Origin of the sequence: Flavobacterium pasteuri (genome assembly GCF_048286615.1) — a bacterium.
Lineage (GTDB): Bacteria > Bacteroidota > Bacteroidia > Flavobacteriales > Flavobacteriaceae > Flavobacterium.
The window spans coordinates 178,820-196,103 of the sequence record NZ_JBLVPN010000003.1; the positions used below are offsets into that span (position 1 = coordinate 178,820).

Genomic DNA, 17,284 nt, shown 5'->3' on the forward strand with positions numbered 1-17,284 from the left:
AATACTTAATACAAAAACAATGATTTTACCAATTATAGGATACGGTGATCCAGTTTTAAGAAAAGTAGGCGAGGTTCTTTCACCAGAGCATCCTAATTTGAAAGAAACGATTGCTAACATGTACGAAACGATGTATAATGCCTATGGTGTAGGACTTGCTGCACCACAAGTAGGATTGGCACTTCGTTTATTTGTAATCGATACGACGCCTTTTAGTGATGATGATGAATTAGAGGATAAAGAGCAAAAAGAATTAAAAGGATTCAAAAGAACTTTTATCAATGCAAAAATGATAAAAGAAGAAGGTGAAGAATGGAGTTTTAATGAAGGTTGCTTGAGTATTCCAGACGTTAGAGAAGATGTTTATAGAAATCCTACCATAACAATTGAATACTGTGAAGAGGATTTTGTAATGAAAACCGAAGTTTTTGATGGATTAATCGCCAGAGTAATCCAACATGAATACGATCATATTGAAGGAGTATTATTCACAGATAAAATTTCGTCATTAAAAAAACGATTAATTCAAAAGAAATTGAAAAACATTTTGGAAGGAAAAACATTCCAAGACTACCGAATGAAATTTTTTGCTAAAAAAGGAAGATAAAACAGTTTTTATAGCTTCATCTTGGTATGATTTTTGGTTTTAAATGAAAAAATAAATAAGTCAAATTCTTAATAATAATTACACAAAACATGAATTTAGAAAAAATATTAGCCATTTCTGGGAAACCGGGTTTATATGTATTAAGAGTACAAACACGTACTGGGTTTGTTGCTGAATCATTATTGGATGGAAAAAAAATCACAGTAAACTTAAAAAGTAATGTGAGTTTATTGTCGGAAATTTCAATTTACACGTATGAAGGCGAAAAACCATTAGCTGAAATCATGCAGAAAATTGCTGATAAAGAAAATAAAGGTCAAGCGATTTCACATAAAGAAGATAATGCTACATTGACGGCTTATTTCAAAGAAATTTTACCAGATTATGATGAAGAAAGAGTCTATCCTTCTGATATCAAAAAAGTTTTAAACTGGTATAATATGTTGCAAGCAAAAGGATTAGTTACTGATGAAGTTCCAGCAGCAGATGTGACAGAAGAGCTTGCTGCCGTTGCAGAGGAAATTCTAGTTGCAGAAGTAGAAGCTCCTTCTAAAAAAGTAAAAGCTAAAAAAGAGTAATTTTACACTACAATAATATTTAATCCTGTTCAGCTATTTTTCTGAACAGGATTTTTTTATTTTTACAAAAAACAATTTCTGATGGATTCAAGACAAAACCAACTCCAAGCTTTCGAAAGATTATTAGACATTATGGATGATTTGCGTGAAAAATGCCCTTGGGACAAAAAGCAAACCATGCAAACCTTACGTCATTTGACTATTGAAGAAACCTATGAATTAGGTGATGCAATTCTGGATAATGATTTGAACGAAGTCAAAAAAGAACTTGGGGATTTGTTATTGCATATTGTTTTTTATGCAAAAATAGGAAGCGAGACGAACGATTTTGATATGACCGATGTGTGTAATGAAATTTGTGAAAAGCTAATTCACCGTCATCCCCATATTTATAGTGATGTTGTGGTAAAAGACGAGGAAGAAGTAAAGCAGAATTGGGAAAAATTGAAACTCAAAGAAGGTAAAAAATCTGTTCTAGAAGGTGTTCCAAAAAGTTTACCTGCATTAGTAAAAGCAAGCCGAATTCAGGATAAAGTAAAAGGAGTAGGTTTTGATTGGGAGGAATCACATCAGGTTTGGGATAAGGTTCAAGAAGAATTGGAAGAATTGCAAGTTGAGGTTGAAGCAGGTGACCAAGATAAAATTGAAGCTGAATTTGGGGATGTTTTATTTTCGATGATCAATTACGCACGATTTCTTAACGTAAATCCCGAAGATGCTTTGGAACGAACCAATAAAAAATTCATCAAGCGATTTCAATATCTAGAAAGTAAAGCAGGAGAATTAGGAAAACCTTTAATGGAGATGACTTTAGCTGAAATGGACATTTTTTGGGAAGAAGCGAAGAAGTTATAGTATTCAGTTTTTATAGTAATCAGTGCTCATATTTCAGTCCTGATACTTCGGGATTAGTGTTCAGTTTTTAAATAATTAATTAACAAATGTCAGAAAATAAAACCGAGTTAAAACGTTCTCTAGGATTAATAGATGCCACGAGTTTAGTTGCTGGTTCCATGATAGGATCCGGGATTTTCATAGTTACATCAGCTATGGCAAGAGATATTGGATCTGCTGCCTGGTTATTGGTAATTTGGTTGGTAACGGGATTGATCACTGTTGCTGCGGCATTGAGTTACGGAGAATTGGCAGGAATGATGCCCAATGCTGGCGGACAATTCGTTTACATTCAACGCGCTTATGGAAGATTAGTTTCTTTCTTGTACGGTTGGACTGTTTTTACGGTAATTCAAACAGGTGTTATCGCCGCTATTGCGGTTACTTTTGCTAATTATGCCGCTATCTTCTTTCCAGTTTTAGATCAAACGCTGTTTACAGTTGGTAGTGGTTTTGTTTTTTCGTACCAAAAAGTTTTGGCTATTTTTAGTATAATTCTGCTAACGTATATCAATACCAAAGGAGTTGAAAGCGGAAAAACAGTTCAATTGATTTTTACCTCGGCTAAATTGATTGCACTTTTTGCATTGATTGTTTTAGGATTGTATGTTGGTTTACAAACTGATGTTTTGTCTAATAATTTTGCAAATATGTGGGAAGCCAGTAAAACGGTTGTAAATCCTGACGGAACAATTACGGTTACAAAATTAGCAGGAATGGCAATTGTGGGTGCTGCAGGAGCAACGATTATCAACTCATTATTTTCTAGTGATGCCTGGAATAATGTTACTTTTATTGCGGGAGAAATTAAAGAGCCCAAAAAGAATATTCCTCGAAGTTTGTTTCTTGGAACCCTGATTGTGACTGTTATTTATGTTTTGGCAAATCTAGCTTATTTGGCTTTGTTGCCAATGCAAGGAACTCCTAACGCTGCTGATATTTCCGGTAACGGAATCATGTTTGCCAGTAATGATAGAGTAGGAGCGGCGGCCGCAAGTATGATTATGGGAAATGTAGGTGTATTTGTGATGGCTGCATTAATCATGGTTTCCACTTTTGGATGTAATAGTGGTTTGATTCTTTCGGGAGGAAGATTATTTTTTGCCATGGCAAAAGATGGATTATTTTTTAAAGGAGCTACAGAACTGAATAAAAATCAGGTTCCTGCAAAAGCACTATGGGTGCAATGTATTTGGGCTTGTGTGCTTTGTATTTCGGGAAAATTCGGTGATTTATTGACGTACGCCACTTTTGCATCGTTGTTGTTTTACATCCTAACTATTTTGGGTGTTTTCATTCTTAGAAAAAAAGAACCTGATACAGATAGACCTTATAAAGCGTTTGGTTATCCATTTGTACCTGCACTTTATATTGTGGTTACAGTAGCAATTTGTCTCACTTTATTGATTTATGATACGTTCAATACGGGCTTAGGATTGTGTATTGTGGCGTTAGGGATTCCGGTGTATTATTTTATAATGAATAAAAAAGAGTAAAATTAATGTATCTAATCTGCTAATTTTTTTAGCGCAATAATGTCTTTTAAAATAATTTTTTTACCTGTTAATTCAATAAGTCCTAATTTATTAAAATCAGAAAGTAAACGGATGCAACTTTCTGTGGCAGTGCCAATAATGCTGGCCAGTTCATCTCTGGAAAGTTGTATTTTTAACGAATTATCCTCGTTTTTCCCAAAGGTATCGTGTAAATGAAGAAGCGTTTCTGCTAATCTTTCTTTGACAGTTTTTTGGGCTAAATTGACCATGTGATCATCGGCTTCTTTTAGGTCACCGCAAATAGTTTTCATTACGTTCATCGAAAACTGATTGTTTTTGTCAAAGAAACTCATCACTTCCGACTTTGGAATGAAACAAACCTGCATATCTTCTAGAGCTACGGCACTCAAGTTGACCGGTTCATCACTAATCATCGAGCGTTGTCCTAGTAATTCTCCTTTAGTAACTAATTTTACAATATGGTCTTTGCCGTTTGCACTCAATTTAGTCAGTTTACAAACACCATATTTAATACAATAAATACCATTTACATTTTCTCCTTCTTCAAATATAACTTCACCCTTTTTAATTATGTGGGATGTTTTACAGTCGGAGAGTTTTAGTAATTCGTCTTTAGTTAAGGCTTTTAAAGAGCTAAATTGTCTGACGATACATTGTTCGCATTTGCTCATAGTATTTGTGATTTATTGGAATTACAAAACTAACTCTTTAATATGACAAATATCATATTTTTAAATTATTCAATTAATCACCTTTGTTCCAGGTAAAATGAGCAAAGTTATGGACACACAAAACTGTTTCCATTGTGGGTTAGACATTATTAAAGAAGACGAAATTATTTTTGATGCTAAAAATTTCTGTTGTAACGGTTGTAAAACGGTCTACGAAATTTTCAGTATAAATGATTTGACGTGTTATTATGATTTTGAAAAATCCCCTGGAGCAACCCCGCAAGATATTAATGGTAAATATGATTTTTTAGACAATGAGAGTATTGTATCCAAATTATTGGAATTTCAAGAAAATTCAACCGCAATTATTTCACTTAGTATTCCTCATATTCATTGTAGCTCGTGCATTTGGATTCTGGAAAATCTACAGCGTCTTCAAAAAGGAATAAGCACTTCGCAGGTTAATTTTCCTGAAAAAAGAGTCCGAATCACATTCAATCCTGAAGTTGTTTCTATTAAAACGATTGTTTATTTATTGAGTTCTATTGGTTATGAACCCTACATTAGTTTAGAAAACTATGAAACGGGAAGTAATGATGTAGATAGAAGTTTGACTTATAAACTAGGCGTTGCTTTCTTCTGTTTTGGGAACATTATGTTGCTTTCGTTTCCGGAATATTTTGAAGTAAAAGAATATTGGTTAGACCAATACCGTGGCTTTTTCCGTTGGTTGATTTTTGCTTTATCGTTACCCAGTTTCTTTTACTCGGCGAGTGGGTATTATGTTTCAGCCTATAAAAGTATCAAAACCAATCCCGAAGTTTCGGGAGCGAACATTGATATTCCCATTGCTTTAGGAATTGTTGTAATGTTTGTGCGAAGTACGTTTGATATCGTCATGGATTACGGTTCTGGTTTTTTCGACAGCTTAACCGGATTGATTTTCTTTATGCTATTAGGGAAAATGTTCCAAATAAAAACCTATAGTTTTTTGAGTTTCGAAAGGGATTTTAAATCCTATTTTCCAATAGCAATTACTAAAATTAATGCGGATGCTTCCGAAGAAAGTGTTGCGATTTACGAAGTTGAAAAAGGCGACAGACTACTTATTAGAAACCAAGAACTCATTCCGGTTGATGGGATTTTAATTTCGGAAAAAGCGGAAATCGATTATAGTTTTGTCACGGGAGAAGCAATTCCTATTACGAAACATTCTGGAGATAAAGTATTTGCCGGAGGAAAACAAATAGGGAAAGTAATCGAAATGGAAGTTTTACATTCAGTTTCCCAAAGTTACTTGACGCAATTGTGGAGTAATGATGTGTTCCAAAAAAATGTGGAGCAAAAACACAAAACGATTACCGATAGCATTAGTCGTTATTTTACACCTATTTTATTATTGATTGCTTTTGCAGGATTTGGATACTGGATTTTTATTGATGCTAATACCGCTTTCAATGTGTTTACAGCAGTGCTTATTGTTGCTTGTCCTTGTGCTTTGGCATTGACGGCGCCATTCACTTTTGGGAACGTATTACGAATTTTAGGAAAACAGAAATTCTATCTCAAAAATGCTTTGGTTATTGAGCAATTGGCGAAAGTAGATACGATTGTTTTTGACAAAACGGGAACGATTACCACCAATAAAAAATCGAATATTTCCTATGAAGGAACCGTTCTTTCCGATGAGAATTTGTTGCTGATAAAAAATGTGCTTCGGGCTTCAAATCATCCGTTGAGCAGAATGTTGTATGATTATTTGCCAATTCCAATTTTGCAAAATAAATCAGAAAATGACACCAAAAAGTTGAAAGTAGATGCTTTTGAAGAAATTACGGGAAAAGGAATCCAAGCTCAGATTTTTGGTTACCAAATTAAAATAGGTTCTGCAGCTTTTGTAGATAAAACAGAAGAAAATAACATTCAGCAAACGTCGGTTCACATAAAGGTAAATGATGTTTATTACGGAAAATTTATTTTCAATAATCAATATAGAGAAGGACTTGAGGAGCTTTTTAAGAACTTAAGCAGTAAATATCAAATCAAGGTTTTATCTGGTGACAATGAAGGCGAACGCGCTACTCTTGAACAACTTTTGCCGAAAGGCACGGAATTGATTTTCAATCAGAAACCAGAACAAAAATTAGAATTCTTTAAAAATTTACAGGAAAAAGGTAAAAATGTAATGATGGTTGGCGATGGATTGAACGATGCCGGAGCTTTGGCGCAAAGCAATGTAGGAATCTCCATTTCTGAGAATGTGAATGTTTTTTCACCGGCTTGTGATGCTATTTTGGATGCTGGTGAGTTTCAAAAATTGAACTATTTCTTGAAATTATCCAAGAATTCCATTACGACTATCAAAATGAGTTTTGGACTTTCCTTATTGTACAATGTAGTGGGATTATCATTTGCGATTACTGGGAATTTATTGCCTCTGGTTGCGGCCATTATAATGCCTTTGAGTACAATAACGATTGTGAGTTTTGTAACGGTGATGAGTAGTTATTATGCAAATAAAAAATAGAATTGTATACGTTTTGAGTTGCGCTTTCACATAAATTTAACATATATCAATAAGTATGACAAATGTCATATTTTACTCCAAAACGTCAAAGTAACTTTGTTAACACAAATTAAGGTATGAGTGTCATTTATTTATTAATCTCCATCAGTATAATAGTAGCCATTGGTTTCTTTATTGCTTTCATACGAGCAGTAAAAACAGGCCAGTATGACGACGATTATACGCCATCAGTCAGAATGTTATTTGACGATGAGCTAATTCAGTCGAAAGTTAAAAAACCGAAAAAAGAAAGTTCAACGACTTTGTAATATTCAATTTTATGACTTTCAACAAAACAAATAATAAACAACTTTAAAAATAATTATAAATATGGAAATGCAGCAGTTTTATTATGACAACAAAATTGTAAAAAAATTCATTTACGCAACCATTGTCTTTGGAGTGGTAGGGATGTTAGTAGGGCTTACATTGGCCTTTATGTTCCTTTTTCCAAATATTACTGATGGTATTTCGTGGTTGAGTTATGGTCGATTAAGACCTTTACACACCAATGCAGTTATTTTTGCTTTCGTAGGAAATGCAATGTTTGCGGGTATTTATTACTCGTTGCAACGATTGTTAAAAGCCAGAATGTACAGTGATTTTTTGAGTAATCTTAATTTCTGGGGTTGGCAATTAATCATTGTTGCTGCAGCCATATCATTACCATTAGGCTATAGTTCTTCTAAAGAATATGCCGAATTAGAATGGCCAATAGATATTGCAATCGCATTGATTTGGGTTGTTTTTGGTATCAATATGATTGGAACTATTATAAAACGTAGAGAGCGCCATTTATATGTCGCGATTTGGTTTTACCTGGCAACATTCGTTACTGTGGCAGTTTTACATATTTTCAATAGTTTATCATTGCCGGTTTCTGGAATGAAAAGTTATTCTGTTTACGCAGGAGTTCAAGATGCTTTAGTACAATGGTGGTACGGTCATAATGCAGTTGCGTTTTTCTTGACTACACCTTTCTTAGGATTAATGTATTATTTTATTCCAAAGGCGGCGAATCGTCCCGTGTATTCTTACAGACTGTCAATTGTTCACTTTTGGTCATTAATCTTTATTTATATCTGGGCTGGACCTCACCATTTATTATATTCGGCTTTGCCTAACTGGGCTCAAAATTTAGGAGTTGCTTTTTCTATTATGTTGATTGCGCCATCTTGGGGTGGAATGATAAACGGACTTTTAACCTTGAGAGGGGTTTGGGATAAAGTGCGTGTGGAACCCGTTTTGAAATTCTTTGTGGTAGCGATAACAGGTTACGGAATGGCGACTTTTGAAGGTCCAATGTTATCCTTAAAAAATGTAAATGCTATCGCGCATTATACAGATTGGATTATTGCTCACGTTCACGTTGGTGCATTGGCTTGGAACGGATTTATGGCTTTTGGTATGATTTATTGGTTGGTTCCTAGAATGACCAAAAGCAATTTGTTCTCAGTTAAGTTGGCTAATTTTCACTTCTGGATTGGTACTTTAGGAATTATATTATACACGATTCCAATGTATGTTGCTGGTTTTTTACAAGCATCTATGTGGAAACAATTCAACCCGGACGGAACTTTAACCTATGGTAACTTCCTTGAAACAGTAACTCAAATCATGCCAATGTATTGGATGAGAGCTATTGGTGGAACCCTTTATTTAATTGGGATGTTTACTTTGGTGTATAACATTATCCAAACGGTTAGAGCAGGTTCTAAAATTGAAGATGAATTGGCTGAAGCTCCTGAATTATTAAAAATTAGTGCAGGAAGAGTAAAAGGAGAGAAATTTCACCCTTGGTTAGAAAGAAAACCGATTCAGTTAACCATTTTGGCAACTGTTGCTATTTTAATTGGTGGTGTTATCCAAATCGTACCTACAATTATGGTTAAATCTAATATTCCAACCATTGCGAGTGTAAAACCGTATTCTCCATTAGAATTAGAAGGACGTGATTTATACATTCGTGAAGGTTGTGTAGGTTGTCACTCACAGTCTGTTCGTCCTTTCCGTAGTGAAGTGGAACGTTATGGACCACAATCTAAAGCTGGGGAATTTGTGTATGATCATCCATTCCTTTGGGGATCAAAACGTACCGGTCCGGATTTATTAAGAGTGGGTGCTAAGTATAATGACAATTGGCATTTTAACCACTTTTGGAATCCGCAAAGTATATCCGCAGGCTCCATTATGCCGGGTTACAAATGGCTGTTTGATAATAAACCGATGGATGTTTCTTTGACTCAAAAGAAAATGCAGGTCATGGTGACGCTTGGAGTTCCTTATACTGAAGCTCAGATTGCTAGTGGTTTAGATGATTTAAGAAAACAAGCGATTGCAATTGAAGAAAACTTGAAAAATGATCCTGACTTTGTGAAAAGTTATGACGAAAGCAAGAAAAAAGCCGAAGCCAGAGGAGAAAAATTTGTTCCAATGAACGAAAGGGAAATCGTTGCCTTAATTGCTTATATGCAAAGACTGGGAACAGATATTAAAGTAAAAGATATCGCTAAAAAATAAAAGTCATGTTCGAACAAATAAAACACAATATGGAAACGATAGAAGGTGTGGCAATATATCCCATCTTATCATTATTAATTTTTTTCGTCTTTTTCTTGGGCCTTGGTCTGTGGGTGTTCTCTTATAAGAAAGAAACGATAAATGAATTGAGTCAAATTCCATTGAGAGACAATCAAATAGTATAATTTTTTAAAATTTAGAAAATGAAAAAATTAATTCCAGTATACGTTAGAGTACCTGTTATTTTCTTTGCTGTAATGATGGCAATGGAATATTTCATAGACTCAGGAGATCGTCCTGCTTTTATAAAATTTCCAATGGTTTCCGTATTCTTATTCGTGTTCCTTTTTCTTTTGATTGCCATAGAAATCACGATGAAGGCAGTTGATAATATTACCTATCAATTATTGACCGAGGAACAAAAAATCCAATTAAATGAAGCAAATAATTTAAGTTTCAAGGATAGTGAATGGTACAAGAAATTGATGGCGAAATTGACTAAAACAGAGTCATTGGATAATGAAGATCAGTTGTTATTGGACCACGATTACGATGGTATTAAAGAATTAGACAACAATTTACCGCCTTGGTGGGTGTATTTATTCTATGCATGTATCGTTTTTGGGGTTGTTTACATGGTCCGATACGAAGTTTTAGGAGCTGATAATCAAGAAATGGAGCTTAAGAAAGAAGTGGCTCAAGCCAAAATTGATATTGCAGAATACATGAAAACTGCACCGGATATGATGGATGAAAAAACGGTGACCTTACTGACAGATCCTGCCGATTTAGCCGCTGGAAAAGAAATTTTCACAACAAATTGTGCGGCTTGTCACAGAGCTGATGCAGGAGGACAAATTGGTCCAAATCTCACGGATGATAAATGGATTTTAGGCGGCGGAATAAAAAATGTATTTCATACTTTGGTAAATGGAGGACGTGACGGAAAAGGAATGATTTCTTGGAAAGGCACATTGAAACCTAAAGAAATGCAGAAAGTTGCCAGTTATATCTTATCCTTAAAAGGAAGTAATCCTCCTGATGCTAAAGCTCCGGAAGGCGAAGTCTGGGTAGAAGAAAATGTTACTGTTGCAGTTAAATAACAATTAGAAACACACGTTTTTATTTAGCTTAAGAATTTTAATAATTATTTTGAACTTGTGTTTTAAATAAAAAAAAATGTCAAAATTACCAGACGAAACTTTTAGAGATACTATCGGAACGATTGATGAAGAAGGAAACAGAAAATTTATTTTTCCTAAAAAGCCTTCAGGAAAGTTTTATGATTACAGGAAATGGGTGAGTTATTTTTTACTGATTGTACTTGTTGCGAATCCTTTTATAAAGATAAATGGAAACCAGTTCATGATGTTCAATATACTGGAGCGCCGATTTAATATTTTCGGATTTCCATTTTGGCCTCAGGATATTTATCTGTTTGTTCTTTTTATGATTATTGGAGTCGTTTTCGTCATCCTTTTTACGGTAATTTTTGGACGGATATTTTGCGGATGGATTTGTCCGCAGACCATCTTTTTAGAAATGGTTTTCCGCAGAATAGAATACTGGATAGAAGGCGATCGTGGTGCTCAAATTCGTTTGGAAAAACAGGAATGGAATGGGGAAAAAATTAGAAAAAAAGTCTTCAAATGGACAATTTTCTTAATCATTTCTTTTTTTATTGCCAATGTCTTTCTGGCGTATCTCATCAGTAGTGACAAGTTGCTTTTAATGATTGAAGAAGGGCCTGAAAACCATGTGAGCACTTTGATTTCATTATTGATTTTTACAGGAGTCTTCTATTTTATTTTTGCATGGTTTAGAGAACAAGTTTGTATTATAGCCTGTCCTTACGGAAGATTGCAAGGCGTTTTATTAGACGATAAATCTATAAATGTTGCGTACGATTTTGTTCGTGGCGAAAAAGAAGTAGGCCGTGCTAAATTCAATAAGCAAGAAGACAGGGCGACTACTGGAAAAGGCGATTGCATAGATTGTAAACAATGTGTTAATGTTTGTCCAACCGGGATTGACATCCGCAACGGGACACAAATGGAATGTATCAATTGCACCGCTTGCATTGATGAATGTGATACGATTATGGATAGCGTTGGTTTACCAAAAGGACTTATTAGATACGCTTCTGAAGATGAAATTGAGAAAAAAGTAACGTTCAAGTTTACGCCTAGAATGAAAGGCTATTCAGCCGTTTTATTCATTTTGACAGGAATTTTGATTGGATTATTGTTCTTGCGTTCGGATGTTGAAGCAAGTATTTTAAGATTGCCAGGACAATTGTTTCAGCACAAAGGCGATAATATTAGCAACATTTATACTTTTAAAATCATCAATAAAACAAATAATGACTTTGATGATATTCATTTTAAACTTGTTGGAATAAAAGGAACTTTAAAAGTGGTTGGGAAGCAAGATTTAAAAGTGCCTAAACAAGGTATGAATGGTGGAACGCTGTTTGTTGAAATCAATCAAAATTTATTGGACAGCGATAAAAAAAAATTGAAAATTGAGGTGTTTAATGGAAACAAAAAAATTCAAACGGCGACCACTAATTTTTTGAGTCCGCGTAGTTTTGATTAATATCCTCTAACCCCAAAAGAGGGAAAGAGCAGAGTGTTGAATAAAAAAAATATTTATATAATGACAAAAAAAAATAATGATTCGGATAATTTGAATACTTCAATTGGAGTTCCCCCTTTGGGGGTTAGGGGGCTTCGGATTAATTGGGGAACAGGAATCGTAATCGCTTTTGGGTTGTTTATAACCTTCATTTTGTATTTTGTTTTTACGGTTCAATCCGATTCAAAATATGACAATGAGTTAGTGGTAGAAGAATATTACAAACATGATGCTCATTTTGGAGATGAAATGGCTCGTGTTCAGAATGTTGCAAATTTGGCTCAAAAGCCAACAATAAATAGTGTTTCAAATGGAGTTGAAATAGTATTCCCAAAAGTATTTGTTCCAAAAAATATCAAAGGTAAAGTGTCCCTTTACAGACCGTCTAACAAAAAATTAGATTTTGAAATTCCAATTTCACTATCTGATGCTACTACTTTGCTCATACCTAAAAAAAGTTTGGCAGACGGTCGATGGGACATTAATATGGAATGGCAATATGATGGAAAATCGTATTTGTCTAAAGAAACGATATATATCAATTAGGCATAAAGTCAAAAGTCAGAAAGTCCAGTAAGTGACTTTAAGACTTTCGGTTTTATGACATTAAAATAAAAAAATGCTTTACACTGCCTTCATTTTCGGTTTAATAAGTAGTTTTCACTGCATTGGTATGTGCGGTCCTATCGCTATGATGTTGCCCGTAGACAGAACGAATCAGACTAAAAAAGCAACTCAAATTATCACCTATCATTTAGGAAGATTAACTGCGTATGGGACAATAGGCTTCGTTTTTGGGCTGCTTGGAAAAGGTTTCTTCTTGGCCGGTTTACAACAGAATTTATCCATATTTATTGGTGTAGCCATGATCTTAGTAGTTTTGACTCCGGAGAAAATTTTTGCGAAATACAATTTTTCAAAACCCGTTTTTAAATTAATCTCCAGAATTAAAACGGCTTTAGGAAGTCAGTTTAGAAACAAGAGTTACAAATCCCTTTTTATTATTGGTTTACTGAATGGCTTTTTGCCTTGCGGAATGGTTTATGTGGCCTTGTTTGGTGCTATTGTCATGCAAAGTGAAAGTTTGGGTGTTCTGTATATGATTCTATTCGGATTAGGAACCGTTCCCATGATGAGCAGCGTAGTGTATATCAATTCATTCTTAACGGTGCCTATTCGAAACCGAATTCAGAAAGCGATTCCTTATGTAGCGGTATGCATTGGTTGTTTATTTATCTTAAGGGGATTGGGATTGGGGATTCCTTATATTTCCCCGTCAAATATGAGTTTATTTATTCAAGCTGATCCTAATTGTCATTAATATTCTAATAGTTTTGTATAAAAAAGCACGCCAATTAGCGTGCTTTTATATTTTGTAAGATTGGGGAGCATTAGATTGTCATCGAAAATAATTCGGTTTCCGGTGCTTTTCTTTTCAAACGTAAATCAAATGCCATACAAATATTTCGAACATAAGGTTTCCCTTTTTCTGTAACGACAATGCTATTGTTTTTAATGATTACTAACCCATCATTTTCCATTTCTTTCAATTGAATTAATACGTCTAGAATTTCGTTGAAATAACCTTCTTTGTTTTTCCAGGAAGTTTCAAATTGGCACATTAAATTCAGAATGTGTTTTCGGATGATGAGGTCTTCATCAGTCAATAAATGTCCTCTGAAAATGGGTAATTTATTCCATTCTAATATTTGATAATAATCTTCTAAATTTTTTACATTCTGTGCAAAACTGTACCAACTGTCACTGATGGAAGAAACGCCCAATCCAATCATCAATTGTGTTTTTGAAGAGCTGTATCCCATGAAATTTCGGTGCAATGTGCCGTTTTGAAAAGCTTCATATAAACTGTCAGTCTCCAAAGCAAAATGATCCATTCCTATTTCATGATATCCGTTTTCATACAATAATTTTTTACCGGTTTCATACAGGATTCTTTTTTTATCATCTTTTGGAATGTCTTCGTCATTAAAACCGCGCTGTCCATTGCCTTTAATCCAAGGAACGTGAGCGTAACTATAAAATGCCAATCGGTCGGGTTGTAATGATTTTGTTTTCTCAATCGTATCAATTATATCCTCTATTTCCTGAAAAGGTAATCCAAAAATAATATCGTGACCTATGGAAGTATACCCAATTTCTCGAGCCCAAAACGTAACTTTTGCCACATTATGAAATGGCTGTAAACGATGAATTGCTTTTTGCACTTTCTCGGAATAATCCTGAACACCAAAACTCACTCTTCTAAAACCTAAATCGTAAAGCTTTTGCAAATGTTCGTGTGAAGTGTTATTTGGATGACCTTCAAAACTAAACTCATAGTCTTTGGCTTTTTTGGCATGAACAAAAATACCATTTATTAAATCCTCTAAATTTTTAGTAGAAAAAAATGTGGGAGTTCCTCCGCCCAAATGAATCTCTTTTATAGTTGGCTTTTCTCCAAGAATTTTACAATATAAGGTCCATTCTTTTAAAACTGCTTCTATATACGGATTTTCAACACCATGATTTTTGGTGATACGCTTGTTACAGCCACAAAAAGTACATAAGCTTTCGCAAAAAGGCAAATGGATATACAAACTAATACCTTCTGAAGAATTACTCGCTTGAAAGGATTTTTTTAATGTTTCAGCCCAGATTTCATCCGTAAAATCCGTTTCATCCCAATACGGAACTGTAGGATAACTGGTGTATCTTGGTCCTGGAACATTGTATTTTTGTATCAAGGAATTTTTCATGGCAATATCATTTATCGTTGTTCAAAAGTAGAACGACTACTCAACTATTAAAATGATAATTATCATATTGAAGAAACCTTTTATAAAAAAAGAGGCTGTCCAATAAAGACAGCCTCGTGATTATTTTTGATGAAAATTTGAAATTTACTCTTGGTTTAGATTTCTCAGTTGTTTTAGTTTTTCTTTCCAAACATCAAGACTTTCTTTGTGGATAGCGATGTTTTTACGAACTTCTAATACAATAGAATTTTCTTTTTTGGCATTTCTCGTATTGGTAAAGAATTGAATGTTGTTTTCCAATTGGAAAATTTCATTCTGAACTTCATCAATCTTACGCATTAGGAAAATCTTTTCGTTATCCAGTTTTCGAGTGTCGTTGCTTTCAGATAAATGATCCATTCTATTAGCAAAACGCATCATATCCGTATCTTTCTTACTCAAACTCAATTTTTCAAAAAGGGCGTCCAGGATTTTATTGAATTTCCCTTCAATATGTCTTCTTGGGAAAGGTACTTTTCCAAAGTTTTTCCAAGTTTCGATATGCAATTTGATAGCATCCAAATCTGTTTTGTGATCTCCGGTCAACTGAAATTCTCTCAACGTTTCCAAGTAGGCTTTTTTATTATCAAAAGCGGCTACTTCTTCACCGTTTTCCTCATTCTTTTGCTCTTTTAACTTATCAAAATAATGATTGCAGGCATCTTTAAACTCTTTCCAGATTTTATCCGAATATTTCCTTGGTACATGTCCTATCTGTTTCCACTCATCCTGAATTTGTTTCATGATAGGAGTAGTAGCAGCAAAATCAAGACTCTCTTGCAATTCTTTGGCTTTGGCAACAAGAGCCGTTTTCTTGCTTAAATTGTCGTTTTGATCTTTCTTTATGTCTTTGTAAAATGAATTTTTGAAAGAATTAAAATTTCTGACAGCAGTTTTAAAACTAGCCCAAGTTTCCTCATTCACATCCGAAGGAACTTTTCCGGCAGAGAAAAAAGCTGTACGCAAGGCTTCTACTTTTTCTATTTGAGCCAGCCATTGTGTATGTGCATTTACTTTTTCAGTAGCCAAAACTTCAATCTTGGCAATGATTTCTTTTTTCTTTTCTAAATTCTCAAGTTCTGTTCCTCTTTGATTTTCGAACAAAACTTCACGTTTATCATGCATTTGTTTGGTCAAATCGCTAAACTTGTTCCAAATCGCATCACGATGTTCTCTAGAAACAGGACCAATGTCTTCTTTCCAAATTCTATGTAAATCCTGTAGTTCTCTGAATGCTTTGTTGATATCGGCTTCATTCACCAATTCTTCAACACGCGCTACAATTTTTTGTTTTTGATCTAAATTATGTTTGAAATCTAAATCTCTGGCTTCTCTGTCTAAATGCAGGTAATCATAGAAATTTTCCACATGAAAATGGAAATTGTTCCAAACGTGGTTGTATTTATCCTTCGGAATTGGTCCGGCAGTTTTCCATCGTTCTCTTAAATCATTAAAATGTTTTAAAGTGTCTTTGATGTTTTCCTGTGGGTTAATCAACTCTTTCAATTCCTCAACAATAGCCAAACGGTTTTCTAAATTTGTTTTTAGATTCGTTTGTAAACTCTTGAAATGGGTATTTTTAGTATCTCTAAAAAGAGAATAATATTTATCAAAATTTGTTTTTAGTGGAGAATGATATTGAAATTCTTCATTTGGATCTTGATTTTCTGCTAAAAACTCCTCTTTTTTCTCTTCAAGAAGGTGGTTGTATTTAGCCAAAAATGCTTTTTTGATTTCTTCAATATGTTCCTTAAAAGACATCACTTTCTCATTGGAAACTAAACTTTTCAGTTCATCTACCAGTGCTTCAAGAGACAAGGTATCATAATCCTGCATAGGAATTTCATGACGTTCCTTCAACGTTTCGTCCTCACTTTCGGCAGCATTTGTTTCGGCAATCGCATCTAGCACAGTCTGGTTTTCAGTCTCTGTAATAGGATCGTTCGCTAGCAACTCTTCATCACTTAGCGTTACAGCATTATCTTCTGCAGGAATAGTAGTAACAGTGTCACTAGTTTCCGTTTCCAAAACTTCTGATTCTATTGGAGTAGATTCAACAGAATTGTGTTCTAAATTTCCATCTGCCTCAAGCAGGTTATCATTCTTTTCTTCTAACATTTTTTCAATGTGTAAGGTTTCTATTTTTTTATCGAACTCGAAAGATAGTAAAGGAGCACGAAATTTCAAAACAAATCTTTTATTTATAGTCGTTTTAGGTTAGGAATCAGCTCTTTTTGAAGCAATTTCCTGCTGTTCGCTGTATCTTTTTTGTTTGCCGAAAAGACGAACAAAAAAGGATGCCGCTGCCATCAGGGCTAGGGTTCTGGGGTTTTAATTGTGAGTTTTATCCAAAAAAAAGTCCCACCGAAGCAGGACTAAAGATTTTCATCTACGGCATATAGCCTTATTGTGATAAGATTAAAGATTAGAAATTTTAATCAGTTACAAACCTAAACAAAAAAAAGTTATGTTGCAATGTGGAAAACCGTAAAGTGGTTA

15 protein-coding genes are annotated in these 17,284 nt (G+C 34.3%); 12 read left to right on the plus strand and 3 right to left on the minus strand.

The genetic code is table 11. From position 1 onward, the window contains the following. The first annotated feature begins 19 nt into the window (after positions 1-19). From def to ACNQF6_RS05785, 4 genes are all read left to right on the plus strand, one after another. The gene (gene def, locus ACNQF6_RS05770; protein WP_417964075.1) at positions 20-607 is read left to right on the plus strand and encodes a peptide deformylase; all 588 of its coding nucleotides are present in this window, start codon (positions 20-22) and stop codon (positions 605-607) included. Positions 608-696: 89 nt separating this feature from the next. Further along, positions 697-1,185: a DUF5606 family protein gene (locus ACNQF6_RS05775; RefSeq protein ID WP_417964077.1), complete on the plus strand. Its 489-nt coding sequence runs from the start codon at positions 697-699 to the stop codon at positions 1,183-1,185. Positions 1,186-1,266: 81 nt separating this feature from the next. Beyond that, positions 1,267-2,040, plus strand: coding sequence for a nucleoside triphosphate pyrophosphohydrolase (mazG, locus tag ACNQF6_RS05780; RefSeq protein WP_417964079.1), 774 nt, complete (start codon positions 1,267-1,269; stop codon positions 2,038-2,040). An 86-nt stretch (positions 2,041-2,126) separates the two neighbouring features. Then, complete coding sequence (locus tag ACNQF6_RS05785) at positions 2,127-3,575, plus strand: APC family permease (RefSeq protein WP_417964081.1); 1,449 nt, start codon at positions 2,127-2,129, stop codon at positions 3,573-3,575. A gap of 11 nt (positions 3,576-3,586) precedes the next feature. On the opposite strand, the gene ACNQF6_RS05790 is transcribed toward ACNQF6_RS05785, so the two are convergent. Beyond that, complete coding sequence (locus ACNQF6_RS05790; protein WP_417964083.1) at positions 3,587-4,267, minus strand: Crp/Fnr family transcriptional regulator; 681 nt, start codon at positions 4,265-4,267, stop codon at positions 3,587-3,589. A 109-nt stretch (positions 4,268-4,376) separates the two neighbouring features. Here ACNQF6_RS05790 and ACNQF6_RS05795 point away from each other — a divergent pair, with 109 nt between their 5' ends. From ACNQF6_RS05795 to ACNQF6_RS05830, 8 genes are all read left to right on the plus strand, one after another. After that, on the plus strand, positions 4,377-6,794 hold the full coding sequence (locus tag ACNQF6_RS05795; RefSeq protein ID WP_417964085.1) for a heavy metal translocating P-type ATPase: 2,418 nt from the start codon (positions 4,377-4,379) through the stop codon (positions 6,792-6,794). A 116-nt stretch (positions 6,795-6,910) separates the two neighbouring features. After that, positions 6,911-7,102: a cbb3-type cytochrome oxidase assembly protein CcoS gene (gene ccoS / locus ACNQF6_RS05800; RefSeq protein WP_417964087.1), complete on the plus strand. Its 192-nt coding sequence runs from the start codon at positions 6,911-6,913 to the stop codon at positions 7,100-7,102. A 61-nt stretch (positions 7,103-7,163) separates the two neighbouring features. Further along, positions 7,164-9,353: a cytochrome-c oxidase, cbb3-type subunit I gene (ccoN, locus tag ACNQF6_RS05805; protein ID WP_417964088.1), complete on the plus strand. Its 2,190-nt coding sequence runs from the start codon at positions 7,164-7,166 to the stop codon at positions 9,351-9,353. Positions 9,354-9,358: 5 nt separating this feature from the next. Further along, positions 9,359-9,538 (plus strand): cbb3-type cytochrome oxidase subunit 3, encoded by a 180-nt coding sequence (locus tag ACNQF6_RS05810; protein ID WP_417964090.1) that lies wholly within the window; start codon positions 9,359-9,361, stop codon positions 9,536-9,538. A gap of 18 nt (positions 9,539-9,556) precedes the next feature. Beyond that, the gene (locus tag ACNQF6_RS05815; RefSeq protein WP_315211112.1) at positions 9,557-10,456 is read left to right on the plus strand and encodes a cbb3-type cytochrome c oxidase N-terminal domain-containing protein; all 900 of its coding nucleotides are present in this window, start codon (positions 9,557-9,559) and stop codon (positions 10,454-10,456) included. Positions 10,457-10,532: 76 nt separating this feature from the next. Further along, complete coding sequence (gene ccoG / locus ACNQF6_RS05820; protein WP_417964091.1) at positions 10,533-11,951, plus strand: cytochrome c oxidase accessory protein CcoG; 1,419 nt, start codon at positions 10,533-10,535, stop codon at positions 11,949-11,951. Between the two features lie 60 nt (positions 11,952-12,011). After that, positions 12,012-12,536 (plus strand): FixH family protein, encoded by a 525-nt coding sequence (locus ACNQF6_RS05825; RefSeq protein ID WP_417964093.1) that lies wholly within the window; start codon positions 12,012-12,014, stop codon positions 12,534-12,536. Positions 12,537-12,609: 73 nt separating this feature from the next. Next, positions 12,610-13,311 (plus strand): sulfite exporter TauE/SafE family protein, encoded by a 702-nt coding sequence (locus tag ACNQF6_RS05830; RefSeq protein ID WP_417964095.1) that lies wholly within the window; start codon positions 12,610-12,612, stop codon positions 13,309-13,311. Positions 13,312-13,381: 70 nt separating this feature from the next. On the opposite strand, the gene hemN is transcribed toward ACNQF6_RS05830, so the two are convergent. Together hemN and ACNQF6_RS05840 are read right to left on the minus strand one after the other, a co-directional pair. Beyond that, positions 13,382-14,746: an oxygen-independent coproporphyrinogen III oxidase gene (hemN, locus tag ACNQF6_RS05835; RefSeq protein WP_417964097.1), complete on the minus strand. Its 1,365-nt coding sequence runs from the start codon at positions 14,744-14,746 to the stop codon at positions 13,382-13,384. A 144-nt stretch (positions 14,747-14,890) separates the two neighbouring features. Beyond that, positions 14,891-16,903, minus strand: coding sequence for a DUF349 domain-containing protein (locus ACNQF6_RS05840; RefSeq protein ID WP_417964099.1), 2,013 nt, complete (start codon positions 16,901-16,903; stop codon positions 14,891-14,893). Positions 16,904-17,284: the final 381 nt, after the last annotated feature.

What these genes read in the sequence shown, in the direction of transcription:
- def (WP_417964075.1), top strand. Translation starts at nt 20, where the DNA reads ATGATTTTACCAATTATAGGATACGGTGATCCAGTTTTAAGAAAAGTA.
- ACNQF6_RS05775 (WP_417964077.1), top strand. Translation starts at nt 697, where the DNA reads ATGAATTTAGAAAAAATATTAGCCATTTCTGGGAAACCGGGTTTATAT.
- mazG (WP_417964079.1), top strand. Translation starts at nt 1,267, where the DNA reads ATGGATTCAAGACAAAACCAACTCCAAGCTTTCGAAAGATTATTAGAC.
- ACNQF6_RS05785 (WP_417964081.1), top strand. Translation starts at nt 2,127, where the DNA reads ATGTCAGAAAATAAAACCGAGTTAAAACGTTCTCTAGGATTAATAGAT.
- ACNQF6_RS05790 (WP_417964083.1), bottom strand. Translation starts at nt 4,267, where the DNA reads ATGAGCAAATGCGAACAATGTATCGTCAGACAATTTAGCTCTTTAAAA.
- ACNQF6_RS05795 (WP_417964085.1), top strand. Translation starts at nt 4,377, where the DNA reads ATGGACACACAAAACTGTTTCCATTGTGGGTTAGACATTATTAAAGAA.
- ccoS (WP_417964087.1), top strand. Translation starts at nt 6,911, where the DNA reads ATGAGTGTCATTTATTTATTAATCTCCATCAGTATAATAGTAGCCATT.
- ccoN (WP_417964088.1), top strand. Translation starts at nt 7,164, where the DNA reads ATGGAAATGCAGCAGTTTTATTATGACAACAAAATTGTAAAAAAATTC.
- ACNQF6_RS05810 (WP_417964090.1), top strand. Translation starts at nt 9,359, where the DNA reads ATGTTCGAACAAATAAAACACAATATGGAAACGATAGAAGGTGTGGCA.
- ACNQF6_RS05815 (WP_315211112.1), top strand. Translation starts at nt 9,557, where the DNA reads ATGAAAAAATTAATTCCAGTATACGTTAGAGTACCTGTTATTTTCTTT.
- ccoG (WP_417964091.1), top strand. Translation starts at nt 10,533, where the DNA reads ATGTCAAAATTACCAGACGAAACTTTTAGAGATACTATCGGAACGATT.
- ACNQF6_RS05825 (WP_417964093.1), top strand. Translation starts at nt 12,012, where the DNA reads ATGACAAAAAAAAATAATGATTCGGATAATTTGAATACTTCAATTGGA.
- ACNQF6_RS05830 (WP_417964095.1), top strand. Translation starts at nt 12,610, where the DNA reads ATGCTTTACACTGCCTTCATTTTCGGTTTAATAAGTAGTTTTCACTGC.
- hemN (WP_417964097.1), bottom strand. Translation starts at nt 14,746, where the DNA reads ATGAAAAATTCCTTGATACAAAAATACAATGTTCCAGGACCAAGATAC.
- ACNQF6_RS05840 (WP_417964099.1), bottom strand. Translation starts at nt 16,903, where the DNA reads ATGTTAGAAGAAAAGAATGATAACCTGCTTGAGGCAGATGGAAATTTA.